Raw genomic sequence first — 25793 nt, forward strand, 5'->3', positions numbered from 1 at the left:
CCGGGATGAAACTCGTATCCTTCAACGTCAATGGCCTGCGATCCCGTCTCCATCAACTCGAAGAACTGGTCCGGACCCATCGGCCCGACATCATCGGCCTCCAGGAAACCAAGGTGCAGGATGCCGACTTCCCCCTGGCCGCAGTCCAGGCCTTGGGCTATCACGTGATCTACCACGGCCAGAAGACCCACCACGGCGTGGCGCTCCTCTCCCTCCAGCCCCCCCGCGACGTCCGGCTCGGCCTTCCCGGCGACGGCGACGAGGCCCAGAAGCGCTTCATCAGCGCCGCCTTCGACCTTCCCGCCGGGTCGCCCCTGCGGGTCATCAACGGCTACTTCCCCCAGGGCGAAAGCCGCGACCACCCGGTCAAGTTCCCGGCCAAGGAACGCTTCTACGCCGACGTGCTCGCCTACCTGAAATCCTCCTGCGACCCCGACGCCCCCCTGGCGGTCATGGGAGACTTCAACGTCGCCCCCGTGGACCCGGACATCGGCATCGGCGCCGACAACGCCAAGCGCTGGCTCCGCACCGGCAAGACCAGCTTCCTCCCCGAAGAGCGGGCCTGGTTCGCCGCCCTGCGCGACTGGGGGCTGCACGACAGCTACCGCGAGCTCTACCCCCACATCGACGACCGCTTCAGCTGGTTCGACTACCGCAGCCGCGGCTTCGAGTCCGAGCCCAAGCGGGGCCTGCGCATTGACCACATCCTCCTCACCCGTCCGCTCCAGCAAGCCTGCCGCGCCGCCGGCATCGACTACGACATCCGCGCCATGGAAAAGCCTTCCGACCACTGCCCCGTGTGGGTGGAGGTGGAAGTGTGATCAGCGCCTGAAACGCGGCTCCGAGGACGCGGCGTATAGGGGTTTTCCTGATTGAACGGGGATGGCAATTGATTTATGAAAGGGTGTTAGTGGTGTGCGGAGTGAATTGATTCGGGTATGGGAAAACTAAGGCAGGTCCCTGCTTCCCTCGACGAGCAGGTGGACGGAGCAAGTTTTCTGGGAGAGAGGCGGAGTCTTACAATGCCGATTTTACCGACAAAAGTGAGGTTCTAAGCGCTGGAAATGAGTTCTTTTGGGACTGTTATGATGTTATTTCAGTTGGTTACCTTGGTCCGACCCGCAAGAGGTCTCCGCAATCGATCTATGTATCAAGGCCCAGTTGACATGGGCCTTCTTTATGTGAAGTAGCTCCAACACGCGCTCAGACCATGAAGATTCTCTTCGCTTCGCCGCTGCACTCTCAGCCGTTGAGCACGAAACTGAATTAAATTTCTTGGAGGACACATGGGGATTTTCAAAGATGATCGAGTGGATTATTTAGAAGAAGAAAGAAAGAAGTTATGGATCCAGATTACGGGTGTCCAAGAGTCCTTCAAAGCTTTGCGAGAAGAATCACAGCAAATCAGGGAACAAATCCGCCAGCTTGAAGATGTTTTATCTAAGAAAACATCAGACTATGAGGCCGAGGCCAAACAGTCTTCGAGAAAGGCAGTTGAATTCAGGAATAAAAGCGAAGTCGCAAAAGAGGCTGCCACTGAAAACCTTAACAAAACCAATGAAATATTAAACGAAGTAATTAATATTCACGAGACAGTTAATTCACTTAACTCCAAGGTGGGTGAAATAGTAGGAAGTGTGCAGTCAGTTCACGCCGATATTGTTATCGCTTCAGATGACATTAAAGACAGAAAAGAGCAACTCGAGGAAAGCATCGCTGAGTTAGAAGAGCTATTCTCAAATAGCAGTAATTACTCGAACAATATCCAGTCACTTCAGACATTAGCTACAAATGGCCAAGAGATATCGACAAAGATTGATGTTTTACATAAATATGTACTAAACAAGAAGAACGAAATAGACGAATTATATTTCGAAGTAATGGGGTACACGGAGACCAGTGAATCAGGGGCCGAAACAGCTGTCCCTGGGCTTAAGGATGAACTGAATGATGCATATAATGAGCTAAAGAACAATATATCCAACACCCAACTTGAGCTTTCAGAACACAAAAGAAAGCAGATAGCTGATTCAATAACATTTGCCAATCAAAAAGAAGCACAATTTAATAATACGATTAAGCGCTGGGAAGAAGAATATACCCAATTGTCAGAGCAAGTTTCTGACCTTTTGCCACGCGCGCTTACAAAGGGTCTCAGTCATGCATATTCAGAAAAAAAGAAAGAGGAATTGGAAGACACAAAAAAGTTAACGGATAAATTTATTGGCGGCATTATAGGTATGATATGTGTGTCTCTGATACCATTTGTGGTCAGTGTCTATTTTATTAGCACTGAAACAAAAACGCTTGAAGAGGTAATTATGATTATACCTAGGCTAGTAATAGCGATATTACCATTATACATACCAGTTTTGTGGTTAGCGTACTCAGCAAATAAAAGCCTTAATCTATCTAAGAGACTGATTGAGGAATATACTCATAAAGAGGTTTTGAGCAAAACATTCGAAGGGCTCTCAAGCCAAATTGAAAATGTTAAGGATAAGAAAATGTCAGCTGAATTACGCATAAAGCTACTATATAGCATACTTGAAGTTAATTCTGAAAATCCAGGTAAGCTCATAACAGATTACAATAAATCTGACCATCCGTTAATGGACGTTTTGGAAAAAAGCGTGAAGCTAAGCCACACCATTGACAAAATTTCAGAAATCCCTGGACTGTCAAAAATTGCTGTCATGCTTGATAAAAAATCAAAGCGGATGCTTGAAGAAAAAAGAAAACAAGCAAATGCTGGCTTAGAAGCCGTTCTCGAAGATGAGGGAGAGGGGGATCCCGAAGACGACGCGGCAGCCACCGAAGACATTAAAGATGGCACTAAGACAGTTTGATCAACAAATATCACAAACATGAGGTAAAGAGATGCCCAACTCTTATCAGGTCTTTGAAAAACACATAGTATTTACGGCCACTTTACCGTGACGTGAATCGGGTCGGACCAAGCTAACATAACGATATTTCAACAATTACACCTCATTTTTGGGAGATTTTTACCCTTAGAAGCGCATTTTCAGGGTCATAATCGAGCACTTAACATGGCACGAGCGAATCGGCACTACATACCGGGTCAGGTGTGGCACATCACACACCGATGTCACAAGAAAGAGTTTCTTCTCAAGTTTGCCAGAGACCGGCGTCGGTGGCTGCACTGGCTATTCGAGGCGAAGAAGCGGTTCGGGCTGCAGGTCCTCAATTACGCCGTTACCTCAAACCATGTTCATCTGCTGGTAGTGGACACGAAACCAGAGGTCGTGGCAAAGAGCATCCAACTGATCGCCGGGAGAACCGCGCAGGAATTCAACCAACGTAAAAATCGAAAAGGGGCGTTCTGGGAAGATCGGTACCACGCCACCGCGATCGAGAGAAACGAGCATCTCGTCCGTTGCCTCGTTTACATCGATCTGAACATGGTCCGCGCCGGTGTCGTAACGCATCCAGCGGAATGGGAAATGAACGGATACAACGAGATTCAGAATCCGCCGGACCGATACGCCATTATCGACAGGCACAGTCTTTTCGATGCTTGCGGTTTCCCGGATTACGGGAGTTTTGCCGAACAGCACCGTAAATGGGTTGAGGATGCACTGAAGAAGGGCATGAATCGGGAAGGCCATTGGACCGAAAGCATTGCAGTCGGCAGTTCGGCTTTTATCACAGACACGCAACGGAAGATGGGATGCAGCGTCAAGGGAAGGAAGCTGGAAGAGCAGGTGGACGGAGCGAGTTTCCTGAGAGAGGATGCGGAGCCTTACCATGCCCATTTTACCGGCAAAAGTGAGGTTCTAAGCCCTGGAAATGCATTCTTTTGGGACGATTACGATGTAGTTCCAGTTGGTTAGCGAGGTTCGACCCTCAGGAGTTCCTGGAAAAGGAGAAATTGTGAAAAAGATACTTCTCTCTGCATTGTTACTTTGTCTTGCATTAATTGCAGGCTGTGGTTCCGATAACACAAACAGTAACCAGGCTACAGCTTATTGGACATGGATGAGTGGAGATAATTCCACATTACAAGCTGGTTCATACGGCACTAAAGGGATACCTTCACCAACTAACAAACCAGGCGCACGGTATGGGGCAGTTTCATGGACTGACAATTCGGGGAATATGTGGCTTTTTGGCGGTGAAGGTTATGACGGAATCGGCAATCTGAGTTACTTGAATGATCTGTGGCGCTGGGACGGTGCAAACTGGACATGGATTTCAGGCCCTTCGACAGGCAACACTGCTGCCAATTATGGAACCAAAGGAGTAGCAGTAGCTACCAATATCCCGGGGGGACGAAAAGAGGCCGTATCTTGGGTTGACAATACTGGTAACTTTTGGCTGTTCGGCGGGCAAGGAATCGTTGATACCAGTGGGAATGGTGGCTGGTTAAACGACCTCTGGCGATGGGATGGTGCTAATTGGACCTGGGTTTCTGGGGATAACATACTAAGTCAAGCGGGTGTCTATGGAACGAAGGGAACAGTTGCGGCAGGCAATAAACCAGGAGGACGATCCGGTGCTGTCTCTTGGAAAGACCAATCAGGAAATCTTTGGTTGTTCGGTGGGCTCGGCTACGACACGAACGGCACATGGAGCTATTTGAATGATCTATGGAAGTGGGACGGAACGAATTGGACTTGGATGTCTGGGAGTAACTTGACCGGACAATATGGTAGTTACGGAACTAAAGGAGTTTCGGCATCATCGAATACCCCAGGATCAAGGCGTTATGCGGTATCACTAGTAGACCGTAATGGTAGTTTTTGGCTCTTTGGTGGCGATGGACAGGCTAAGAGTGTCTCCGGATATTTGAATGATCTCTGGAAATGGGACGGGACAAATTGGATTTGGGTTGCAGGTGATGACCAACCCACAATTTCTGCAACTTACGGAACAAAAGGCATTGCAGCGCCGACAAACAAAATTGGCGGACGAATGCAAGCAAATGCATGGATTGACAACAGTGGTAATTTCTTGTTTTTCGGAGGGAATGGGACTGCTGGTAACGGAGTAACGGGCAGCTCACTTAATGATTTGTGGAGATGGGACGGCACTTACTGGACTTGGGTTGCCGGCGATAGTTCATCTGCGCAAGGTGGAATATATGGGACAAAAGGCGTCACCTCTGCGACCAACACTCCTGGTGCACGATACGGAGCTTCGTCATGGATTGATAAATCAGGAGACATCTGGATGTTCGGTGGCTATGGCTATGCATCCACGACTTTCCCCGGCTACTTGAATGACCTTTGGCGTTACAAGTAATTTGACGAGCGATGAGCCGACAAGGGCGGCGGCGCACGGTTTCCGCTACGCTGGTGCGCTCCTGAGCCCTTGGATAGATGAAAGAAATGAAATCAAAGATTCCCGGAATACTATCAGCAGGTTACCTGGCTTCTGCGTGCAGTTTAAGTCCAAGTGCCGCAATGATTTTAAGGATGGTATCAAAGCTGGGAACCCGCTCTCCTGAAAGTGCCTTATAAAGACTTTCGCGGGAAAGACCGGCATCTCGTGCAACCTGCGACATCCCCTTGGCGCGGGCTATGTCTCCGAGTGCCTTGGCGATGAAGGTCGCATCGCCATTAGCCTCTTCGAGGGAGGCTTCAAGGTAGGCGGCCATTTCCTCCGGAGTACGGAGATGTTCGGCGACGTCATAGCGACTGGTTGCGGTTTTGGTCATGTTCAGCTCCTATAGGTTCTGTGCGAGGCGGATTGCCGCCTTGATATCCCGAGACTGGCTGCCTTTATCGCCGCCGGCCAGCAGGACGATCAATTCGCTTCCTCGCTGGAAGAAATAAACTCGGTAACCAGGACCGTAGTCGATACGCATTGTCCGAGATTCCATCGCCGACCGGTTTGACGTCTCCGGGATTTCCGGACGCAAGCCGCTCAATCCTCACGAGGACCCGAGCCTTGGCCTTTACATCACGAAGATTGTCAAGCCATTTGGCAAACAGTTCGGTTTTGCGGATTTCAATCATGATTATACTGTAGCCAGTTGGCTACAAGCTGTCAACCCATAATACAGCAGTAACCATGCTCAGCCGTTGGACAGACCCGCAGGGGGCGGGGCAGCCTCAGTAAGGTGAACATTGTGAAGCGATTGACCCTGTCGACATCCTGCACGCTTATGGCGGTGATCTTTTCACTGGTGTTCACCATCGGAGTCACTGGCGCCCGTGTCGAACCGACCGCCACGGTCGCCCACTACTCACGCAAGGGCGATAAGAACCCCGCGCCGGCCAAGGCGTTTCCGATCCTCAGGGAGCCCGGCTCCACCACGGCGAAATTCTACTGCGGCGACAGGATCGTGGCGCCCGGAGATACGCGGGCAGGGGTGATCGAGAAGTGCGGCGAGCCGGCCCGGAAGGAGCAGCGGCGGGAAGAGCTCGTCCAGGCGGTGACCCGCGACGGGACGTTCCTGACGACGGTGACCACTGAAGAGTGGGTCTACAACTTCGGGCCCGACCGTTTCCTCTATCACCTGAAATTCCTGGATGACCGGCTCGTGGAGATCAGGACGGGCGAGTACGGATACTGATCCGACTGGATGCACGCCGGCCCGCAGCGTTGGGATGTTTGCCGGAAACCGTTTCTGAAGTGTCGAGACAACACCGATTCACACAAGGACAGCCATGATCAGCGCCGAATTTCTCATCACCTCACTCATTGTCGTCCTCATTCCCGGTACCGGAGTCATTTTCACCGTTTCCACGGGGATCGCCCAGGGGCGCGCGGCCAGCGTCTACGCGGCGCTCGGCTGCACCGCCGGGATCATCCCACACCTGCTGGCGACGATCCTGGGGCTTGCGGCGCTCATGCACACCAGCGCGCTGGCATTCCAGACCCTCAGGTACGCCGGGGTGGCGTATCTGCTCTATGTGGCCTATGCCACGTGGAAAGACACCTCTACCTTTGCCCTGGACAGCACCCCTTCGCGCCGCTCGGCGTTGTCACTGGTGGTGAGGGCGCTGCTGCTCAACATCCTGAATCCCAAACTGACCATCTTTTTCCTGGCCTTCCTGCCGCAATTCGTCAGGCCCGGCCCGGCCGGCCCCCTGTCACAGCTGCTGGTCCTGAGCGGCGTGTTCATGGCCATGACCTTTGCGGTGTTCGTGGTCTACGGTCTGCTGGCCAATGCCTTCCGTACGGTTGTGATCGAATCGGAATCGGTCCAGGCCTGGTTGCGCCGAAGCTTCGCCGGTGCGTTTGCCGCTCTGGGCGTGCATCTGGCTTTTTCGGAGAAGTGAAGTGGAAGGCTGATGGAGTGAGAGCCTGAGAATATTCCGCAGGGGAGTTCCGATCGTCTCGCAGGGCTTCTCTGCCATTTATCCGGCGCATATATGCTTCAGAAAATACCGTGAGCGGCCAATGCTCATCTGCCATAGGGCGCACTTCATACCCTGGTCAGTATCTTCAACGGCCACATTGGCACCGGAACAACCTGCTATGACGCACCCTATCGAGACATCACCCAATCACGACCTCATCCGCGACAGGCTGAGGCTCTGCCTGGATTCCGCGAGGCATGACACGGCTACGTTTGCCATGCTGACGGTTGTCCTGACCCCGATATTCATGGTGGTGGGAACGATATTCCTTGTTTTCACGCTGACGATTGTAGATTTGCCGGTAGTAGATCATCTTGGGTACGACGCGTCCGTGGCGACCGGAGCCAATCTATCCCTTGCGTTCATGGCGGCTTCGTTCTTTTTGAGACCCAAGCAGGATTACCAGCGAGGACGCAGAGGTTATCCGTGGTTCGTCGTCGGCGCATCACTGTTTTGCGTCCTGCTGGGAATATCTTACGGTACGACGCTTCCTGCCACTGCGCCGGGGCTGTTCTGGTCTCTCTATCTTGTTTTCGCTCTGGCCATGCTGGGGTGTATCGGCCAAGTCTATGAGCCGCACGATGATTACTATCTGGGGTGGATAGCGGGTCCGATCCTTATCGACGACCCCTTCACCGTTGAGGATGATATTGACCGGGCACATCTTTCCCTTGGGCTTGTCGGAGCTCTCTCGCATCTGATCATATCCTCCTACGCGGAGATATTCGGAAGCCTCTGGCTCTGGCGCGGCTTGAAAGAACACGAGCTGTCGGCTTCGGTGGAGTTTCTTCAGGCCCTCGCCGCAAAGGACCCGAACCGGGCGCGGACGCGAATACGTTCGGTCGGCGGAAACTCTCCTCGCGACATCATGCGCGCTCTGCAGAAACTTGAGATGATCCTTGTTGTTGACGGCGCTCCCCGGCTGAGCATGAAGGGACGGGAGTTGCTCGGGCTCAAGCCATGATTGCCCGGTCGATGAGATACACTACGATGTTGCGAAGTTAGGTTAACCCAGACTCCACACCAGCGAGCCGTTATCACCAATGTCCATGAACAGCGAACCCACACCCGCCGAAGCATTCTTTCTGGAAGGAAACCGCCTGCTGGCGGCTAGCGAGTGCCGCGCCGCGGAGGCCTGTTTCCGCGAGGCACTCGCGCTTGCGCCGGATTTTGCCGAGGCCCACGCCAATCTCGGCATGCTGCTGGACCAGGAGGGGATGGCGGCCGAGGCGGAGCGCCGGTACCGGCTGGCCTTGGCGCTGAATCCCCGCCTGGGGCATACGCATTCCAACCTGGGGGTGCTGCTGGCGAACCAGAAGCGGTTCGAGGAGGCGGAGAGCGCGTACTTGAGCGCCATCGAGCTTGAGCCGGACAGCCCGGCGGCATGGTCCAATCTGGGGGTACTGCAGGCTTGCCGGAAGCAGGAGCGGGAGGCGGAGGAGAGTTATCGCACGGCCCTTCGGCTGGACCCGGACTATCACCGGGCATCGTTCAACCTCAGTTACTTGCTGCTGCGCCAGGGCCGCTTCGACGAGGGGTGGTCCCTGCTGGAGAGCCGGAACCGGCGCTGGTTCGCCCGGCTGGAGGAGCATCTGCCGTGCCCCCGCTGGCGCGGCGAGGATCTGCAGGGGCGCTCCCTGTTGATCGGCCTGGAGGCGGGGCATGGGGATATGATCCAGTTCTGCCGTTACGCGCCGCTTCTCAAGGACCGGGGGGCGGCCCGGATCACCCTGGTGTGCCACGTGGCGCTGAAAGACCTCTTGAAGACCCTTGACGGTGTTGATACTGTTATCTCCTTTGACGAGATCCTGCCGGATGATGCGTGGGACTTCTGGACCCCGGCCATGAGCATCCCCTGTTATTGCCGGACCCGCCTCGATTCCATCCCCGCCCGTATCCCGTACCTGCACGCCGATCCGGGCATGGCCGAGCAGTGGGCGGCACTGCTGGAGCGGGAATGGGCCGGGCCGGAAATGCGGATCGGCCTGGCGTGGAAGGGGAATCCCCATTTCGAGAACGATGGGGACCGTTCCCTGCCGTACCTGAAGACCCTGGAGCCCCTTGGCGGCGTGGCCGGGGTGCGGTTCTTCAGTCTGCAGAAAGGGGCGGGCGAGGAAGAGGCGGCCCAGCCACCCGCCGGCCTGCCCGTGGTGGACCTGATGCGGCATATTGCCGGCTTTGCCGACACCGCCGCCCTGGTGGCCAACCTGGATCTGGTCATTACCGTGGATACCGCCGTGGCTCATCTGGCAGGGGCGCTGGGCACGGAGTGCTGGGTGCTCCTGCCGGAGTACCGGACCGATTGGCGCTGGCTCACCGACCGGACCGATTCGCCCTGGTATCCCGGGGTCATGCGCCTGTTCCGCCAGCCCCGCGTGGGAGACTGGGAGACGGTGGTGGCCGAGGTGGGGGAGGCGCTCCGGTTTTTTGCCGCACGTCCCCGCAGCCCGCGGGGGACGCGTTGAGCGGCATGATCACGCCTTGAGCCTGATCATCCATGCGTACTGCAGGGGGAACCGGCGGGCGGGATGGCCCGGAGGTCAGGGCGAAAGGAGGATATGACCTGTGAAACTTACCGCGGATATGGTTTTGCAGATAGCCATGGAGCTGGAGCGGCGGGGCCGGATATTCTACGAGTCGCTGGCCATCGGCTGCGGCAACGGGCGGATCTCCGCGCTGGCCGCCGCACTGGCGAAGGCGGAGCTTGATCACCTGGAGACCTTCACGCGGATGTGGGAGAGGTTGCCGGAGAGCATGCGCGGCCCGAACCTGACGGACGAGGAACTCATGACGGCGGCGGACCGCGTGCGCAGGATGGTTCTGCCCCGGCCGAGCGTGGTGAGCGAGACGGTCATCGCCTCGAACCTGGCCAAGGCGCTGGACATGGCGATAGTCATGGAGGCGGATTCGGTCGCCTTTTACGCGGAGGCGGCAGCCGGTCTCGATGGAATTGATGCCGATGTCATCGCGGCGATTGTGGCCGAGGAGAGGGAACATCTCGTGATGCTCCAGGAAGTGCGCAACCTGTGCGCCGCGGTGTTCCCCGAATAGCCCGCGCCTGAAAGGATAACGGCCGACATGGAACGATATCTGGCGGAGTCGGGCATCATTGACTGGAAGCACCCGGACATTCTGTCCCTGGCAGCGGCGCTCTCGGCCGGTTGCCGCCCGGCGAGCGAGATCGCCGGAAGATGCTTCGAATGGGTGCGCGACAATGTCCGCCACAGCTGGGACTATCAGCTCAACCCCGTGACCTGCACGGCATCGGACGTCCTGCGCCACCGGACCGGGTACTGCTATGCCAAAAGCCATCTGCTTGCGGCGCTCCTGAGGGCATGCGGCATCCCGGCGGGGTTCTGCTATCAGCGGCTGAGCCTGGACGGCAGCGGGGCGCCCTACTGCCTGCACGGCCTGAATGCGGTATTCCTGCCGGAGCATGGCTGGTATCGGATCGATCCCCGGGGCAACAAAGAGGGGATCGATGCCCGGTTCACTCCCCCGGTCGAGCGTCTGGCATTCTCGACGGACGACAGCCTGGAAGCCGATCTTCCCGAGATATGGCCGGAGCCCCTGGACTGCGTGGTCTCGGTGCTGCGCCGCCACGACGACTATCGGGACGTGTACGCCAACCTGCCAGACGTGGAGTTGGTGCGGACGATCAGCGTCCGGCCCTGCGCCGCACGGTGACCGACTCGCCGCCGATCCCCCAGTTGTCGGTATCCACCTCGTCGATCACCACCACCGTGGTGGCCGGATTCTTTCCCAGGACATCCACCAGCAGCTGGGTGGCCCCCCTGATCAGGGCCGCCTTCTGTTCCGCCGTCGCTCCTTCCCGGGTGATCTTGATGTTCACGTAGGGCATGGTATCGTTCTCCTCTCGGTTATCGTGCGGGTTGCCATATCCACCAGAATTCTACACCACTGATCCACGCCAGGTGGTGTTTCTTTTTGGTGCAGTGAAGGGCGGTGCCGCGCAAGGACCCGTCGCAGTCGGTGAGGGGGGCACTACGCAGCCAGGCTGTTGTGAGACGGCCGAACCGGGAGTATCCTCGGGGATGGTCGGTTTGGGTGGTGTTAATCTAAGTTGGCGATATATTTGCATGCTGTTTGCTGCGGTGTTGTAAGCGCGTTAAGTCCGCCGCCACGAGGAAAACGGTGTCCATGCAGGTCACGAGCCTCAAAGCAAAATTCATTTCCGTCATCGTCCTCATCAGTTTAGCGGTGGGGGGGCTGACCCTCTTTGCCTTTGACGCCAGCACGTCCGGCATCATTGATGATCTGGCTCTCCGGTTCGCTACCAAGGAGGCGCTGCTGGAGAAAAACAAGGTCATCTCCGTCATCGAGCGGGAGGTGGCCCTGGCCCGGATGATGGCCCGGGACGTCACCCTCAGGCACTGGGCCTCGGACGAGGGGAACCGCGAACTGCAGCGCGCTGCCTTTGCCGAGCTGGAAAACTACCGCACCCTCTACCGGGACAAAAGTTTCTTCATTGCCCTGGCGGCGTCGAACCATTATTACGTCTATGACAAGCGAAACGGACACGGCCGTGTCGAAATGGTGACACTTGACGGGTCCAAGCCCCATGACCGGTGGTTCTTCGAGGGGCTTCGCTCAATCGACGACTACGCCCTGAACCTGGATTACAACGCCACCCTGCAGGAGATCAAGGTCTGGTTCAACGCGGCCATGACCGACGGCAGCGGCCGAAAGATCGGCATCTGCGGCGGCGGCATCACCATTTCCGACTTCCTCAATCAGGTGGTGCACACCCGTCAGAAGGGGCTTTCAACCATACTGATGGACCGCGCCGGGGTGGTGCAGGCCCACGAGGACCGGAAAGTGGTGGAGCATAACGCCAACACCCGCGACGTGGACCGAAAGATCACGATCTTCACCCTCATGGGCGATCCGGCGCGGGAAGCGCAGGTGCGGCGGGCCATCGAGTCCCTGGCGGCCGGGCGGAGCGAGGTGGAGGCGTTCCCGGTGCGGTTCGGCGGCAAGAGCTATCTCATGGCGATTTCGTTCCTGGAGGGGATGGGCTGGTTCAACGTGGTTCTGGTCGACGTATCCCGTGTCATCAGCATGAAGCAGTTCCTCCCCATCATCGCGGTCATGTCCCTGTCGCTGCTGTTGGGCATCCTGGCCATCGGCTTCCTGATCAACCGGATGGTGCTGACGCCCCTGGGGAGGCTGTCCGCCGCGTCCCGGGAGATTGCCGCCGGGCGGTACGATATTTCGCTGCCCGTGACCGGCCGGGACGAACTGGGGGAGCTGACCGGCTCGTTCAATGCCATGAGTGCCATGGTCCTGGACCACACCACCAATCTCGAAGCCAGGGTCAGGGAGCGGACCGACGAGCTTTCCGCGGCCAACCGGCTGCTTGAGGATTCCCAGCGCAGGATCATGGAGAGCATCACCTATGCCCGCATGATCCAGACCTCGATCCTGCCCGACCGGGAATCGCTGGAGCGCTGCCTGGGCGATCATTTCATCCTCTACCGGCCCAAGGAGCCGGTTGGGGGTGATTTCTACTACCTGCGCGAGTTCCCGGACCACTTCCTGCTGGCGGTGATCGACTGCACGGGCCACGGCATCCCGGGCGCGTTCATGACCATGACCGTTAACGCGGTGCTGAACCACGTGGTGGATGTCTGCTGCAACGACGATCCGTCCCGCATCCTGGCGGAACTCAATCGCGTGCTGCGGAACACCCTGCACCTGCGGGACGTGGATGCCGGGCTCGATATCGCCCTCTGCATGGTGGAGCGGCGGGCGGGCCGGTTGACTTTCGCCGGGGCGGGGCTCCCGCTGGTGCTGGTTTCCGGCGGAGAGGCGCGGGAGGTGCGCGGTGACCACCAGCGCGTGGGCTACAGGGGCTCCCGGATCGACTACCGGTACACCAACCATGTGCTGACCCCGGCAGCCGGAGACTGCTGCTATCTGACGACCGACGGCCTGCTGGACGAGCCGGGCGGGGTCAAGGGGTACGGTTTCGGCTCGGAGCGTTTCAGAAAGGTCCTGGCCGATCATGCGCACCTCGCCATGCCGGCCCAGGCCGAGGCTGTCGAGGCGGCCCTGGACGCCTATCGGGGCGACCATTGCCAGCGCGACGACATTACCCTGGCGGGATTCCGTTTCTGACGGTCCGCCGGGACGCCGCGAACAGTGTTCGCGCCATTGCAATCAACAGGGAGGAATCATGGATCTCTTTCAGCTCCGGGAACAGTTCTCCAGGGACGGCATCCTCATGTGCTTCAACGGCCCCTTTTCCCACAGCATCATCGAGGAGATCGGCATTGCCATCAGGAACCACCTGGCCGCCGAGAACATCGCCCGCATGGCGGTTCAGGACGTGTTCGCCGTCTATATCGAGATGACCCAGAACGCTCGCAACTATCTGGCCCGCCGGGACATCTCCCCGGCCAAGGCCGGTTCGGCCACCATCGTCATCGCCCGGCGGGACGAGTTCTACTCCGTCACCTCGGGCAACGTGATCCTGAATGATGATGTGGAGCTGCTGCGCACCCGGATCGACCACATCAAGGCCCAGGCGCCGGACGAGCTGAAAAAGCTCATCCGGCAGCAACTGCGCGCCGAGGTCCAGCCCGGCGCGATGGGGGCGGGCATCGGCCTCATGGAAATGGCAAAGCGGGCTTCCGGCCGGCTGGAGTACAGCGTTCGCCCCGTCGACGACCGGCATTCGTTTTTCACGCTGACAGCGCACATCTAGGAGGCTCCGCATGCGAGTGTTCGATACCATACAGCAGACCGTCTCAACGCCCCTGGTCAGCTATGAGCCCGGGGGGCGGACTCTGGCGATTTCGGGCGAGTCCTACCCGGAAAACTCCTTCGAGTTCTACGCCCCCATCGCCCAGTGGGTGAAAGCGGCCCTCGCCGATCCGGAGGGGCTCACGCTGGACATCAACGTCAGCTACATGAACAGCAGCAGCACCAAGTGCATGCTTGATCTGCTCGACCTTTTCGAGGAAGCACACGGCCGGGGAGCAGCCGTGTCCATCACCTGGCGCTACGACAGGGAGAATCCCCGGTCCCTTGATCTGGCGGAGGAGTTCAAGGAAGAGGTCACCCTGCCGTTTGCCATCGTGGAACTGGAAGAATGAGGTGGTTATGCCGCGAAAGAAGAAAACCGTCGAAGACCCTGCGCTGACCCGCGCCTTGAAGGTCATGGAGGCGGGCGCGTTGCCGGATGCTGACCTGGCCGCCGAATTCGCCGTCCTGACCGAAAGTTACGGGAAGCTGCTGCGCAAATTCAGCAAGACGCTCGTGATCAGCGATGCCTACGAGACCCAGCATCAGGCAATGGCCAAGAAGCTGGAGGAGGCCACCTGGAAGTATCGTCAGTTGAAGGATGTGGCGCTCCCGATCTGCATGTACTGCAAGAAGATCCGCTCCGACGACGACTACTGGCAGCGGCTGGAAACGTTTTTCTGCAACCATGCCGATATCATGTTCAGTCACGGGATTTGCCCTGACTGCATCAAGACCGCCTATGAGAAGATGGGGATGCACAAGAGGGCCTTGCCGCTGCCGGACGCTGCCGTGGCCGGACAGCCGGCGATGTCTCCTGAGCGGCAGCCGGTGGAGGACGACGCCCTCAGGGAGATGCGGGCGCTGGTGCGCCGGAGTGCCTTTGACGGGAATCCGGTTGCGCCCGAGGTGGAACAGTTCGTCGAAAAATACGGCAAGCTGCTGCGCCGCTTCAACAAGATCGTCTCCATCAGCGACAGCTACCAGTCACAGCTCCGGGAGCTCAACGCCCGGCTGGAGCTGATGGCCCGCACCGATCTTCTCACCGGTCTCGCCAACCATTGGGAGATGGTGATGCGGCTGGCCGCGGAGCAGAGCCGTTCGGAGCGAAACGGCAAGGTCTTCTCGATCGTGCTGGCTGATATCGATCACTTCAAGAAGGTCAACGACACCCACGGGCACCAGGCCGGCGATCGGGTCATCCGGGGGATCGCCGACACCCTGCGTACCAATATCCGCCGTGAAGACATCTGCAGCCGGTGGGGAGGGGAGGAGTTCCTCATCATACTGCCGGAGGCGGATTTGGTGCGGGCCGGTACCGTGGCGGCGAAGCTCCTCGCCAAGGTGCGGAATACGGTGGTTCCCTGGGATGGGCACGATATCCGGGTCACCGTGAGCATCGGCTATGGTACCAGCGAACCCGGCATGAGCGTCGATGATCTGATCAGGCGGGTTGACGACGCCCTCTACAGCGCTAAGGCCGCGGGCCGCGACCGGTTCGCCGCGGCCGGGTCCCGCGCCGGCGTCTGAGCATGTCCCCTGCGGAGGCGCCGGTCCCGGCCCTCTGCATCACTCCTGCAGTGTTTCCCTGATTTTTCCATCCAGTGTCGTGATGGTGAATGGCTTCTGCAGAAAGTGCAGGTCCTGTCCCAGCTCTCCCCAATCGGACAGGATGTCCGAGGCATAACCCGACATGAAGAGGATTTTCATGTCCGGATTGGCCGCACGTAGGCGGATTGCCAGGTCGTGGCCGTTCATGCCGGGCATGATGACGTCGGTAATCAGCAGGTTGATGGGCCCCCCATGTGTCCCGGCAATCTGCAGGGCCTCCTCCGGCGAGTTCACCGGCAGAACCTTGTACCCCAGTTTTTCGAGCATTGCAGCGCCCATGTGCATGATGGCTGCTTCGTCTTCTACGAACAGGATGGTTTCCGTCCCGCCGGCGATTTGAGGTGCTGCCGGGATCGGGACATCGGCCGGGCCGCTTGCGGCGGGGAAATAGATGCTGAAGGTGGACCCGTTGCCCGGTTCGCTGCTGACCCTGATCTCGCCGCCGGATTGCTGAACGATACCGTAGACCGTTGCCAGTCCCAGGCCGGTGCCGTGGCCCAGTTCCTTGGTGGTGAAGAACGGCTCGAAGATGTGCCCCAGCAGTTCCGGTCCGATGCCGCAGCCCGTGTCGCTCACCTGCAGCAGTACGTAGTCGCCGGGGGGGATGTCGTCCGTGTCGCCGGCCCCCCCGAAGGTTCCATTCGAGGTCTGGATGTTGATTTCGCCCGTGCCGGCAATGGCGTCCCGGGCGTTCACGCACAGGTTGACCAGGATCTGGTCCAACTGGGAGGGGTCGATCTTAACCCGCCTGAGGTTGTAGCCCGGATTCCAGCCCAGCTTGATGTTTTCGCCCAGCAGCCTGCGCAGCATCTTGAGCATGCTGGTGATGGTGTCGTTTAGATCCAGCACCTTGGGCACGATGGTCTGCTTGCGCGAGAACGTGAGCAACTGCTTGGTGATTTCGGCGGACCGCTTGGCTGCGCCCTGGATCTCTTCCAGGTTGTGATACAGGGGGGTGTCCCGGTCCGTCTGCATCAGGGCCAGCTCGGACCGGCCGATGATGATGCTCAGCATGTTGTTGAAGTCGTGGGCCACGCCGCCGGCCAAGCGGCCGATGGAATCCATTTTCTGCGCCTGGAGGAACTGTTGCTCCATCCTGCGGTGTTCCGTGATATCCAGGGCGATTGAGAGGAGCCGTTTTCGGCCCGCAACGGGGATGATCGTTCCCCAGTACTTGCAGAGCACCTTTGTGCCCGATTTGGATCGCATCTCCAGTTCCAGATCCTGGATCGAGCCGTTTTTCAGCATCATCTCCTTCAGCCGTGCCCGGTCGGATGCCCTGAGCCACCCCAGGGACACGGCGGTGTTGGCCAGGACCTCTTCCCTGCTGAAGCCGGAGATGTCCAGGAACCGCTGGTTGACGTCCAGGTACCGGCCGTCCTCGATGGTGCTGATGGTGATCATGAGCGGGGCGTTGTTGAATGCCGACGAGAATTTTTCGTCGCTCTCGCGGAGCGAGTCCCGGACCTGCTTACGCTCGGCGATGTCCCAGACGAGGTCCGCAAAACGGGTAACAATGACGATGTCTTCCCGGGTGTAGTCGGTATTCTTGTTGCCGATGCCGAGGATTCCCACGATCCTGTCATGGCGCATGATCGGCATGGTCAGCTGCCGGTTCACCGGGGCGTGCCCGGGGGGAAGACCCTTGCGGTGGGCCAGCGACGCATAGTCATTATGGATGACCGGCTGGCGAAGAGAGGCACAGTCGGTCCAGACGCCTGCCCGGCTGATGTCGTAATGCCTGTGAACGCACTCGGCCGTGCACTGTTCGGCCGTGCGCGAAGACCAGGCGTGGAGGGTGATGGTGCGCTGATCTTCCTGCAGCAGATGGAAAAAGCCGAGTTCGCTGCCGGTAAGTTTCTCAAGCTGATCGAGTGTTTCCGTCAGCAGTTCGTCCAATGAATGGGAGACGCTGTACTCGATGAGGTGCGTCCTGGCCAGCAGGAGCTGCGCCTCTTTCTTCTCGGCGGTGATATCCCGCCAGATGCAGTGGTAGACGTTTTTACCCTTGATGGGCGAATACTGGGCCTTGACATGGATGGTTCTCTGTTCGCCTTGCTTGGTGCGTTGCAGGGTTTCAAACTCGTCGTACCCGTCGCGCATGATTTTCCGGATGCGGTTTCTGGTCTGCTCCGGCGATTCAATGGTGTCGATGTCGGATATCTTCAGACGGCTGAATTCTTCCCGCGTATAGCCGAGTTGACGGCAGGCCTGGTCGTTGAAATCGATGAGGGAAGCGTTTTCGGGGTCGATAATGACGACGCCATAGGGATTCTGCTCGAAAAGCGTGCGGTGGAGGAGCTCGCTTTCCCTGAGCCGGTCCTCCAGCTGTTTGCGTTCGCTGATGTCCGCGCAGGATCCGCGGTAGCCCACCAGGGTGCCGTGCTCATCCAGTATCGGCAGGGCGTTGGTGCTCATCCAGATGGTCCTGCCGTCCACGGTCAGAACGGGATGAACCACCTCTTCCACTATCGTTTTGTTCGCGAACATCTCCAGAAACGATGTCTTGAATCTCTCGCGCCCCTCTGTGGGGTGGATTTCGTAAAAATGCATCGCACCGACCAGTTCGTGCGGCAGATACCCGAACACCGATTCGACCACGGGGCTCACATAGGTGAACAGGCCGGCCGGATTGATTTCCCAGGTTATGGTTCGGCTCTGGGTGGCGAGTTGGTTATAGCGCGCGGCGCTTTCCCTGAGTTCCTCCTCCAGAAGGTGTCGTTTTTGACTCCCTGAGAGCAGGCTCCCCAGGAGCGCCGTGCATAGGGGATAGATGAGGATGATGGGGAGGGCCAGGGACGTGACTGTCCCGGCAATGAGTTCCTGGGGCAGAAGCAGCATGCACAGGATCATGCCCACATGCACTACCCCGCCAAAGACGTACAGATCCTGGAATGAGAACGCTTTGTAATGACACAGCCGGTAATGCCGCCACACCAGGCCGCACACCCCGGAAAAAAGTATGGTGGCAACACCCATGGCTGCCCCGCCGCCGCCGAGGGCAAGGCGATAGGTGCCGGCGATGGCCATGGCGATGACCGTGGGAATGGTGCCGAAGAAGAGGCCGGTAAGCCCCAGCAGGATGGTACGGGTGTCGAAAATAATGCCGGGGCCGAATATGACCGGTGTCGCCATGAGGGCCACCGCAATGGCTCCGGTGGTGACTCCCGAAACAATCCGGTTCAGCAGAGGTGTCTGAATGTTCCGGCGGTAGGACAGGATGTCGTAAATCAGACCCAGCGACAGCAATAAGGCGGCATTGTTGACAAGCCCCAGTATGATGCGTTCACTCACCATTGCTACCCGTGAATTGACCTCGCGATTCACTGCGGACGCCCATGCTACCACAGGGAAATCGCGGGCATACATAATTTTGTTAACGAGATGCGAATGTGTATACGAAAACCATGCCATGCATGGAATGTCTGGTTGGTAACGATTTCAGGATTGTGGATACGCTGAAGGTAACATTGACGACAGTGGCTGCCAGAAACACGAAGAGGGAGGCACGAAAGCCTCCCTCCGGTCGTGTAGTGCTCAGGGAAGGGGAATCAGGGGGATGGCGCCCAGGTCGGTTGCCTGTCCGGTCACCACTGACACGGCTGAAGAGGAGTAGACCTGGAAGCCGTTTGCCGTGACGAAAGCCTTATAAGTCACCGGCAGAGTGTTCGGCGGAACGAACGCGGCAAAGGGGGCCTGCCACGCGCCGCCGGTGTAATTGCTGAAGATCAAGCCGGCGGCAATGGGATCATTATCGTTGGTGGATCCGCGGCGTTTTACCGACACCGTTGCGCTTGACCAGGGCATGAACGTCGAAATGACGTTTCCGGAAATGGATCCGAATTGGGTAAGGGGATCGGACAGGCGCACGACGCGAATACCTGTCGGTTTAAGGTTGTAGTCGCCATTGCCCCTCGCAACGATGGCGGTGTTGGGGTCAAAGTCTATCATGACCGCATTGATGACCCCGGCCCTTACTTCTAACGGGCCCAGAACCTTAACCCCGGATTGCTGACCGCTGGGAGTCGTAAGGGGTATCTGAGTGACGGGATCAGCCTTCAAGGTCAGGTAGTTAGCCGGTGCCGGGTCGAGAACGAGCCGGATCTGGCTGTAGGTTCCCGCCGGGAGAACCGCCTCGCCCAGAGCTTGCTGCACGAACTGCAATTGCATCACGTCGATGACCCTCGATGGGGCGAAACGGGCGATCACCGGCAGGCCTGGGTCGGTGTCTGGCGCATTCTCCCTGCCCGCCGGCACGACACGTATTTCCCTGACGCTGATGATGACCTTGTCGAACGCGTCGCTCTGTTTGTCGGTAATGGAAAGTTTCAGGGTTCCCGTTGACGCCGCAGTGCTTGCCGATCCGCCGCCCCCTCCGCCGCCGCATCCGTGCATCAGTATCAGTGCCGCAAGCGCGCCGGCAAGAATCACCAGTACTCCCAAGGCTGACATTTTCGCGCGTACCATTGTCCGCTCCTTTCCCTTTTTTGGTCTGGACATCCACGCAAAAAAGCCGGGATGCCGAATTTGTGGTGATAGTTCGGCAACCCGGCTGTCTCGGTGAGACCCTGTGGGCTTTCCGCCCCATCCTCGCGGATGGTTTAGTAGTATCGTGTATCACACTGAGTTGTGAAGAAAGTTTAACCAGGGATGCCGGGATGTCAAACTGCGACTTCACTGAACGATGGCAGCCGGAGGAGATGGTATTTGCAGAGAATGGCGATAGACTTGCTTGGAAGCGGCTAACTCCAAGGAGGGACGGCATGGACACCATGGGACAGTATCAGCAGCTGGTTGTCACGTATGCAACGGAAATCGGGACAAAGATCATCGCCGCCATTTTGTTCTGGCTCGTCGGCCGATGGCTGATCCACCTGGTGCAGCGGATGCTGCAGCAGGTTCTGGAGAAGCAGAAAGTCGATCCCAGTCTGATGCGGTACCTGGGCAACTTCCTCGGTGTTGCCCTGAACATCGTGCTGGTGGTTGCCATCCTTGGTTACTTCGGGGTGCAGACCACCACCTTCGCGGCTTTGGTGGCCGGCGTCGGCATTGCCGTTGGTGCTGCCTGGGGCGGCCTTCTTTCCAATCTGGCGGCCGGGGCGTTCCTTCTGGTGCTGCGCCCCTTCAAGGTGGGGGATTTCGTCACCGCCGCCGGCATCACCGGCACCGTGAACGAGATAGGCCTCTTCGTGACCGCCATCAACACCCCCGACAATGTCATGACCATGGTGGGCAACGCCAAGATTTTCAACGATACGATCCAGAACTTTACCATCAACGACTATCGCCGCGTGGAGCTGAAATGCCAGCTGGCCGGCAGCGCCGATCACGTGGCAGCCATGGCGCTGCTGCGGGAGAAGCTCGCTGCGGTGCCGAACGTGCTGGCAACGCCTGCGGTCGATGTGGAGATTCTTGATTTCACTCTGGTGGGTCCGGTGCTCGCCGTGCGCCCCTATTGTCATAACGACCATTACTGGCAGGTCTATTTCGACGGCAACCGGACGATACGCGAGGCCCTTGCCGCGGCGGGATTCCCTGCTCCCATGCCGGCTCAGGTGGTCCTGGTCCAGAACCCGCAGGGGGGCTAAGATAGTGTTCTGCCTCCCCTGTCAGGCGTTCCAGCAGTTGACTGCCTCGCCTTGCATTCCGATAATCCATCGCTATACTCACTGCAACGGTCATGAGTAATCGCTTTGATCGATGTCTATGGGGGAGGAGGTTGAGTATGGGCAAGGACAGGATGAGGCAGTTGCTGGCGGGGCTCGGCATCGCTTCGCTGGTTGCCGGGGCCGGAGTCATGGGGCCCGGGCCGGCGCTTGGTACGAGTGGCTGAGGCAAGTCTTCCGGCGCCGGGAGCGCCAAGGAGAAGGCGAAGAGTGGCTGAGGCGGGTCGTCCGGTGCCGGTGGCGCCGCGAAAAAGGATGCCGCAGCAGCCGAAGAGGTAAAGAAGGACCCCGCAGCCCCTGAAGTGAAGAAGGACGCCGCATCAGATACGGCGGCCGACAAGGCCAAGGCCAAGAAGAAGACCAAGAAAAAGAAGGCCGACAAGCCTGCGGAAGAGAAGACGGAAGCACCTGCCAAGCAGTGAGAGCGGCAGGGACATCACCGGAAACGGCGGTTCGCATCCCGAGGGGGCGATCCGCCGTTTCCGCTCTCTGGTTCCCATGACTCCCGACAAGACTCTCCTTTCCAGTGAAGATCGCAAGAATCTGCGCGCTGCACGGCGCCGGGTTGCCGCCATGGCCGATGCTGTGCCCTGCGACAGGACACGGATACAGGTGAATCCCCGCCTTGAACTCGTTGCCGTATCCACCCGTGATACGCCGTCGGAGGGAGTTCGGATGGGAAGCGGTTTCCGGGTGGTCTGGCGCGACCCCTCCGACGGTGCGGTGCGCTCGGAAGAGGCCGGACCGGCCGACCTGCTCGCCCTGAAGCTCGTCCTGGAGGAGAGGGATGCGGAGGATGCCGCCCGCGAGGCCGGAATTCCGGTGGGGAGGATCGACGACTGCCTGTGGGGCGCGGCTGCCCGGGGGCTGATCATCATGCCTCCCCCACGCCTGCGTCGGCCGCCGTCCTGGCCGGTATCGACAGGGGGCGAGGATCTGCTCGCGGCCCGGGTGTTCACCCTCCAGTGGCACATAACCCAGGAGTGCGACCTCCACTGCCTCCATTGCTATGACCGGACCACCCATGGTGTCTTTTCTTTGTCCCGGGGGGTGGAGCTCCTGGATGATCTCCGCAGGTTCTGCGCTGAGCGGTTCGTGCGGGGCCAGGTCTCATTTACCGGCGGGAATCCCTTTCTGCACCCGGATTTCGCGACATTGTACGGTGCCGCCCTTGATCGCGGTCTGTCCTCGGCAATACTGGGAAATCCGGTGTCGCGCGAACAGCTCCTGGGCATCGTTGCCTTGGGGCGGCCGGTCTATTACCAGGTGAGTCTCGAGGGGCTGGAGGCCCACAACGATCATATCCGGGGTGCGGGCCACTTCAGGAGAACCCTTGCCTTTCTCGATCTTCTCAGGGAGGAGGGGATCCCCTGTGAGGTCATGCTGACCCTCACCCGGGACAACATGGACCAGGTCCTTGCCCTGGGTGAGGTCCTGCGGGGGCGCGCCGCCGCCTTCAGCTTCAACCGGTTGGCCCCCTTCGGCGAGGGGGCATCCCTGGCGTTGCCGGAACCCGCGGCATACGAGGCGTTCCTTGATCGATACGTGGCGGCCATGGAGGAAAACCCGGTCCTTGCCCTGAAGGACAATCTGCTCAATCTGGCGCTCTCCCGCCGGGGGCGCGTGCTGTTCGACGGCTGCGCCGGGTTCGGCTGCGGCGCCGCCTTCAACTTCCTGTCCGTGCTTGCCGACGGACAGGTCCACGCCTGCCGCAAGTTTCCGTCACCCATCGGGTCGGTCCACGGCTCCTCCCTGTCCGAGCTCTACGATTCCCCCGCAGCCGAGCGGTATCGGTCACGGAGCCTGGCCTGCGAGGGCTGTCGGCTCTACTCCCGGTGCGGCGGCTGCCCGGCAGTGACTGCCGGCCTCGGGCTGGACCCTCGCCGTGACCGTGATCCCTTCTGTTTCCGTTAATCATCCCGCCACGCCTTCACTTGACATCCTTCAGCGAAGAATATACCGTTTTGCGGTGTTTCTCTTTTGTCACAAACAACCTATGTGCCACCGTTACAGGTGCGGCCGGCCCGCACAACCGGCGGACGTCCCGTGCAATCGGGTAATATTGTCTGCAAGGATAGATGTGATGTCAAACCTGCTGTATTGCCTGACCCTGTTCATCGCCTTTGTCCTGACCCTGGCATCCCCGGCCGGGGCCCAGGATGCCATCGCCACTCATCCAATCCAGCCCGCCGGCTATTCTTCCATCAAGGTTTTTGACCGTAACGGCCGGTTTGCGGGCCGGATTCTTCCCGAAAAGCGCTACTGGGTTCCCATCGACCGCATCCCTGCCTTCCTGCAGAATGCGGTGGTGGCGGTGGAGGATGCCCGCTTCTACGAGCATGGCGGCATTGATGTGCGGGGAATTGCCCGGGCCCTGGTAAAGGACGTGGTCAAGGGGCGGTTGGCCGAGGGTGGCTCGACCATTACCCAGCAGTTGATCAAGAACAAGTATCTCTCCGGTGAGAAGAGCATAGAGCGCAAGCTGGAAGAAGCCCGGCTGGCAATGGATTACGAGAAGAAATACAGCAAGAAGCAGATCCTTGAGATGTATTTCAATGAAATCTACTACGGCCGTGGCGCCTGGGGGATCGCCCAGGCGGCCCGCGTCTACTTCGACAAGAACCCTGAGGAGCTGACCGAGGCCGAATGCGCCCTGCTGGCGGGTGTGCCCAAAAATCCGGGGCGCTACAATCCGCTGGGCAAGGCGGCTGACGTGGGGCGGCGCAGGGACGTGGTCCTCAAGCGGATGACGGACCTCAAGATGATTTCCGCCCGGCATAAGCAGAAGCTGCGCAGCCAGCGGGTGGCGGTTACTCCGCCGGATCAGGCATCGTGGTATCTGGCCCATATCCGGAACCTGCTGGTGGAGCGGTACGGCACCCAGGTCATCGAGTCGGGGGGGCTGGAAGTGACTGCGGCCATGGATCTGAACATGCAGAAACTGGCCGAAAAGACCCTGCGGGAAGGTGTGAAGCGGGTTTCGCCCGACCTCCAGGGAGCGCTGATGTCCCTGGATCCCGCCACTGGCGACGTACTGGCGGCCGTGGGGGGCGTGGACTTCGCCAAGAGCTCCTATGACCGGGCATTCCTGGCGCGGCGCCAGCCCGGCTCGGCAATAAAGCCCCTGATCTATGCGGCTGCCCTGGAAAAGGGGATCACTGCCGCGAGCGTCTGGGATGATTCTCCGGTTGCCTACGTCCGCGGCGCCAATCAGACCTGGAAGCCCAGGAACTACGGCGGTGAGCAGTACGGGGAACTTTCCCTGAGGAAGGCCCTGGCCTACTCGAACAACGTCATCACGGTCAAGGTGCTGGAGACGATCGGCGTTCCCTACTTCGTGGAGATCGCCAGGAATCTGGGACTGTCGCTCCGATCGCCCAACGACCTCTCGCTGGCCCTGGGCACCGACGAGGTGACTCTGCGTGATCTCGTTTCGGCGTACACCCCCCTGGCCAACGGCGGGCTCCGTGCCGAAGCCAGAACCGTGCTCCGGATCTATGACAAGCGCCGCCGCGCCTGGACCGAAAATCCGCCGGCAGTCACCCAGGCCATCTCGCCCGCCGCGGCCTATGTCACGACCCAGATGCTCAAGGACGTGCTGGCGTACGGCACGGCCAAGTCGCTCAGGAAGTTCAGCCAGGCCCGGCCGGCCGCCGGCAAGACCGGCACCACCGACGATTACCGGGACGCCTGGTTCATCGGCTATACTCCGGGTGTCGTTACCGGCATATGGGTCGGCCACGACAAGCCCAGGCCGGGAGGGAAAGGGTTCACGGGGGGGGCCGTGGCCGCGCCCATCTGGGAGAGGTTCATGGGACCGGCCCTGTCCGGTCGGCCGGCCGCCGACTTCGCCCGGCCGGAAACAGTCGTTGCCGTGATCGTGGATCCTGTCACGGGATACCGGGCAGCGTCGGAGTGCCCGGAACAGCGGGAAGAATTATTTATTGCCGGCACTGAGCCGGTCGCATACTGCCCTGCCCACGGCGGGGAGCTCCTGATGCCCGAATCGCCCGATCTGCCGGTGCCGGAAGGGGAAACCCGGGAGCCTGCGGCCACCGACAATCCGATGTGACAAGGAGGCGTGCATGAACGTGATGGTTGATCTGTGCATCGTGCCGATCGGTGTGGGGGTCTCCCTTTCCCCCTACGTGGCGGCCTGTCAGAAAGTGCTTGACGAGACGGGTCTCAAGACTTCGCTCCATTCCTACGGCACGAACATCGAAGGGGAGTGGGATGCCGTGTTCGCCGCCGTCAGGCGCTGCCACGAGGTGGTGCACGGGATGGGCGCGCCCCGCATCACCACCACCATCAAGCTGGGAACCCGCACGGATCGGGTTCAGACCATGGAGGACAAGGTGCGGAGCGTTCAGGAGAAGATGGGGTAACCACGAAAGAGGTTCATGTCTGACAGCGA

Annotated in this window: 23 protein-coding genes, 1 pseudogene and 1 riboswitch; of the genes and pseudogenes, 19 read left to right on the forward strand and 5 right to left on the reverse strand. The window is 59.1% G+C overall.

The genetic code is table 11. From position 1 onward, the window contains the following. Positions 1–5 precede the first annotated feature (5 nt). The 4 genes from xthA (at position 6) to AABA48_RS04945 (ending at position 5268) form a co-directional block, all read left to right on the forward strand. Entirely contained in the window at positions 6–821 is an 816-nt protein-coding gene (gene xthA, locus AABA48_RS04930; RefSeq protein WP_066357496.1) for an exodeoxyribonuclease III, read from the forward strand. A 465-nt stretch (positions 822–1286) separates the two neighbouring features. Then, positions 1287–2849 carry a hypothetical protein gene (locus AABA48_RS04935; RefSeq protein ID WP_286349833.1) on the forward strand — a complete coding sequence of 521 codons (1563 nt, stop codon included), beginning with the start codon at positions 1287–1289 and terminating at the stop codon, positions 2847–2849. Positions 2850–3053: 204 nt separating this feature from the next. Beyond that, the gene (locus tag AABA48_RS04940; protein ID WP_286349832.1) at positions 3054–3857 is read left to right on the forward strand and encodes a transposase; all 804 of its coding nucleotides are present in this window, start codon (positions 3054–3056) and stop codon (positions 3855–3857) included. 40 nt (positions 3858–3897) lie between these two features. After that, positions 3898–5268: a kelch repeat-containing protein gene (locus AABA48_RS04945; RefSeq protein WP_119332507.1), complete on the forward strand. Its 1371-nt coding sequence runs from the start codon at positions 3898–3900 to the stop codon at positions 5266–5268. Between the two features lie 121 nt (positions 5269–5389). Here AABA48_RS04945 and AABA48_RS04950 read toward each other — a convergent pair whose 3' ends face one another. Both AABA48_RS04950 and AABA48_RS04955 read right to left on the reverse strand, forming a co-directional pair. After that, positions 5390–5683 (reverse strand): addiction module antidote protein, encoded by a 294-nt coding sequence (locus tag AABA48_RS04950; RefSeq protein WP_010942189.1) that lies wholly within the window; start codon positions 5681–5683, stop codon positions 5390–5392. 9 nt (positions 5684–5692) lie between these two features. Beyond that, the gene (locus tag AABA48_RS04955; protein ID WP_286349831.1) at positions 5693–5833 is read right to left on the reverse strand and encodes a type II toxin-antitoxin system RelE/ParE family toxin; all 141 of its coding nucleotides are present in this window, start codon (positions 5831–5833) and stop codon (positions 5693–5695) included. 264 nt (positions 5834–6097) lie between these two features. Between AABA48_RS04955 and AABA48_RS04960 the strand changes: the two genes are divergently transcribed. The 6 genes from AABA48_RS04960 (at position 6098) to AABA48_RS04985 (ending at position 11021) form a co-directional block, all read left to right on the forward strand. After that, positions 6098–6544 carry a DUF2845 domain-containing protein gene (locus tag AABA48_RS04960; protein WP_286349830.1) on the forward strand — a complete coding sequence of 149 codons (447 nt, stop codon included), beginning with the start codon at positions 6098–6100 and terminating at the stop codon, positions 6542–6544. A 94-nt stretch (positions 6545–6638) separates the two neighbouring features. Then, positions 6639–7253 carry a LysE family translocator gene (locus tag AABA48_RS04965; RefSeq protein WP_286349829.1) on the forward strand — a complete coding sequence of 205 codons (615 nt, stop codon included), beginning with the start codon at positions 6639–6641 and terminating at the stop codon, positions 7251–7253. Positions 7254–7452: 199 nt separating this feature from the next. Further along, a complete protein-coding gene (locus tag AABA48_RS04970; protein ID WP_324310491.1) occupies positions 7453–8298 on the forward strand; it encodes a hypothetical protein in 846 nt (281 codons plus the stop codon). A 79-nt stretch (positions 8299–8377) separates the two neighbouring features. Continuing rightward, positions 8378–9799, forward strand: coding sequence for a tetratricopeptide repeat protein (locus tag AABA48_RS04975; RefSeq protein ID WP_286349826.1), 1422 nt, complete (start codon positions 8378–8380; stop codon positions 9797–9799). A gap of 100 nt (positions 9800–9899) precedes the next feature. After that, a complete protein-coding gene (locus tag AABA48_RS04980) occupies positions 9900–10385 on the forward strand; it encodes a ferritin family protein (RefSeq protein WP_286349825.1) in 486 nt (161 codons plus the stop codon). A gap of 27 nt (positions 10386–10412) precedes the next feature. Continuing rightward, on the forward strand, positions 10413–11021 hold the full coding sequence (locus AABA48_RS04985; RefSeq protein ID WP_286349824.1) for a transglutaminase-like domain-containing protein: 609 nt from the start codon (positions 10413–10415) through the stop codon (positions 11019–11021). On the opposite strand, the gene AABA48_RS04990 is transcribed toward AABA48_RS04985, so the two are convergent. Next, on the reverse strand, positions 10993–11196 hold the full coding sequence (locus AABA48_RS04990; RefSeq protein WP_010942197.1) for a 2-hydroxymuconate tautomerase family protein: 204 nt from the start codon (positions 11194–11196) through the stop codon (positions 10993–10995). The genes AABA48_RS04985 and AABA48_RS04990 overlap by 29 nt on opposite strands. 299 nt (positions 11197–11495) lie before the next feature. Here AABA48_RS04990 and AABA48_RS04995 point away from each other — a divergent pair, with 299 nt between their 5' ends. The 4 genes from AABA48_RS04995 to AABA48_RS05010 are packed head-to-tail and all read left to right on the forward strand — an operon-like array spanning position 11496 to position 15632. Continuing rightward, positions 11496–13475, forward strand: coding sequence for a SpoIIE family protein phosphatase (locus AABA48_RS04995; RefSeq protein ID WP_286349823.1), 1980 nt, complete (start codon positions 11496–11498; stop codon positions 13473–13475). A gap of 58 nt (positions 13476–13533) precedes the next feature. Then, positions 13534–14064, forward strand: coding sequence for a SiaB family protein kinase (locus AABA48_RS05000; RefSeq protein ID WP_286349822.1), 531 nt, complete (start codon positions 13534–13536; stop codon positions 14062–14064). Between the two features lie 10 nt (positions 14065–14074). Beyond that, on the forward strand, positions 14075–14455 hold the full coding sequence (locus AABA48_RS05005; protein ID WP_286349821.1) for a DUF1987 domain-containing protein: 381 nt from the start codon (positions 14075–14077) through the stop codon (positions 14453–14455). 7 nt (positions 14456–14462) lie between these two features. Then, on the forward strand, positions 14463–15632 hold the full coding sequence (locus AABA48_RS05010; RefSeq protein ID WP_286349820.1) for a diguanylate cyclase: 1170 nt from the start codon (positions 14463–14465) through the stop codon (positions 15630–15632). 39 nt (positions 15633–15671) lie between these two features. On the opposite strand, the gene AABA48_RS05015 is transcribed toward AABA48_RS05010, so the two are convergent. Together AABA48_RS05015 and AABA48_RS05020 are read right to left on the reverse strand one after the other, a co-directional pair. Continuing rightward, positions 15672–19010: a PAS domain S-box protein gene (locus tag AABA48_RS05015; protein ID WP_286349819.1), complete on the reverse strand. Its 3339-nt coding sequence runs from the start codon at positions 19008–19010 to the stop codon at positions 15672–15674. 240 nt (positions 19011–19250) lie between these two features. Beyond that, the gene (locus AABA48_RS05020) at positions 19251–20180 is read right to left on the reverse strand and encodes a DUF4382 domain-containing protein (protein WP_286349818.1); all 930 of its coding nucleotides are present in this window, start codon (positions 20178–20180) and stop codon (positions 19251–19253) included. Positions 20181–20252: 72 nt separating this feature from the next. Then, a riboswitch (cyclic di-GMP riboswitch) is annotated at positions 20253–20329 on the reverse strand. Positions 20330–20476: 147 nt separating this feature from the next. Here AABA48_RS05020 and AABA48_RS05025 point away from each other — a divergent pair. From AABA48_RS05025 to AABA48_RS05045, 5 genes and pseudogenes are all read left to right on the forward strand, one after another. Next, complete coding sequence (locus AABA48_RS05025; protein ID WP_338271195.1) at positions 20477–21301, forward strand: mechanosensitive ion channel family protein; 825 nt, start codon at positions 20477–20479, stop codon at positions 21299–21301. A 137-nt stretch (positions 21302–21438) separates the two neighbouring features. Then, a pseudogene (locus tag AABA48_RS05030) lies at positions 21439–21801 on the forward strand (selenobacteriocin). Positions 21802–21877: 76 nt separating this feature from the next. After that, positions 21878–23293: a thio(seleno)oxazole modification radical SAM maturase SbtM gene (gene sbtM, locus AABA48_RS05035; protein WP_338271196.1), complete on the forward strand. Its 1416-nt coding sequence runs from the start codon at positions 21878–21880 to the stop codon at positions 23291–23293. Between the two features lie 169 nt (positions 23294–23462). Beyond that, positions 23463–25451 (forward strand): penicillin-binding protein 1A, encoded by a 1989-nt coding sequence (locus tag AABA48_RS05040; protein ID WP_286349815.1) that lies wholly within the window; start codon positions 23463–23465, stop codon positions 25449–25451. A gap of 13 nt (positions 25452–25464) precedes the next feature. After that, positions 25465–25764 (forward strand): MTH1187 family thiamine-binding protein, encoded by a 300-nt coding sequence (locus AABA48_RS05045; RefSeq protein WP_286349814.1) that lies wholly within the window; start codon positions 25465–25467, stop codon positions 25762–25764. Positions 25765–25793: the final 29 nt, after the last annotated feature.

The sequence above is a fragment of the Geobacter sp. 60473 genome, from assembly GCF_036323535.1.
Lineage (GTDB): Bacteria > Desulfobacterota > Desulfuromonadia > Geobacterales > Geobacteraceae > Geobacter > Geobacter sulfurreducens.

Bases quoted from the DNA above. Each gene is read 5' to 3' on its own strand.
- AABA48_RS04995 (WP_286349823.1), top strand. From the start codon at position 11,496: ATGCAGGTCACGAGCCTCAAAGCAAAATTCATTTCCGTCATCGTCCTC.
- AABA48_RS04955 (WP_286349831.1), bottom strand. From the start codon at position 5,833: ATGCGTATCGACTACGGTCCTGGTTACCGAGTTTATTTCTTCCAGCGA.
- AABA48_RS04970 (WP_324310491.1), top strand. From the start codon at position 7,453: ATGACGCACCCTATCGAGACATCACCCAATCACGACCTCATCCGCGAC.
- xthA (WP_066357496.1), top strand. From the start codon at position 6: ATGAAACTCGTATCCTTCAACGTCAATGGCCTGCGATCCCGTCTCCAT.
- AABA48_RS04950 (WP_010942189.1), bottom strand. From the start codon at position 5,683: ATGACCAAAACCGCAACCAGTCGCTATGACGTCGCCGAACATCTCCGT.
- AABA48_RS04935 (WP_286349833.1), top strand. From the start codon at position 1,287: ATGGGGATTTTCAAAGATGATCGAGTGGATTATTTAGAAGAAGAAAGA.
- AABA48_RS04965 (WP_286349829.1), top strand. From the start codon at position 6,639: ATGATCAGCGCCGAATTTCTCATCACCTCACTCATTGTCGTCCTCATT.
- AABA48_RS04990 (WP_010942197.1), bottom strand. From the start codon at position 11,196: ATGCCCTACGTGAACATCAAGATCACCCGGGAAGGAGCGACGGCGGAA.
- AABA48_RS05000 (WP_286349822.1), top strand. From the start codon at position 13,534: ATGGATCTCTTTCAGCTCCGGGAACAGTTCTCCAGGGACGGCATCCTC.
- AABA48_RS04985 (WP_286349824.1), top strand. From the start codon at position 10,413: ATGGAACGATATCTGGCGGAGTCGGGCATCATTGACTGGAAGCACCCG.
- AABA48_RS05015 (WP_286349819.1), bottom strand. From the start codon at position 19,010: ATGGTGAGTGAACGCATCATACTGGGGCTTGTCAACAATGCCGCCTTA.
- AABA48_RS05010 (WP_286349820.1), top strand. From the start codon at position 14,463: ATGCCGCGAAAGAAGAAAACCGTCGAAGACCCTGCGCTGACCCGCGCC.
- AABA48_RS05025 (WP_338271195.1), top strand. From the start codon at position 20,477: ATGGACACCATGGGACAGTATCAGCAGCTGGTTGTCACGTATGCAACG.
- AABA48_RS05045 (WP_286349814.1), top strand. From the start codon at position 25,465: ATGAACGTGATGGTTGATCTGTGCATCGTGCCGATCGGTGTGGGGGTC.
- AABA48_RS04940 (WP_286349832.1), top strand. From the start codon at position 3,054: ATGGCACGAGCGAATCGGCACTACATACCGGGTCAGGTGTGGCACATC.
- sbtM (WP_338271196.1), top strand. From the start codon at position 21,878: ATGACTCCCGACAAGACTCTCCTTTCCAGTGAAGATCGCAAGAATCTG.
- AABA48_RS04975 (WP_286349826.1), top strand. From the start codon at position 8,378: ATGTCCATGAACAGCGAACCCACACCCGCCGAAGCATTCTTTCTGGAA.
- AABA48_RS05005 (WP_286349821.1), top strand. From the start codon at position 14,075: ATGCGAGTGTTCGATACCATACAGCAGACCGTCTCAACGCCCCTGGTC.
- AABA48_RS05020 (WP_286349818.1), bottom strand. From the start codon at position 20,180: ATGGTACGCGCGAAAATGTCAGCCTTGGGAGTACTGGTGATTCTTGCC.
- AABA48_RS05040 (WP_286349815.1), top strand. From the start codon at position 23,463: ATGTCAAACCTGCTGTATTGCCTGACCCTGTTCATCGCCTTTGTCCTG.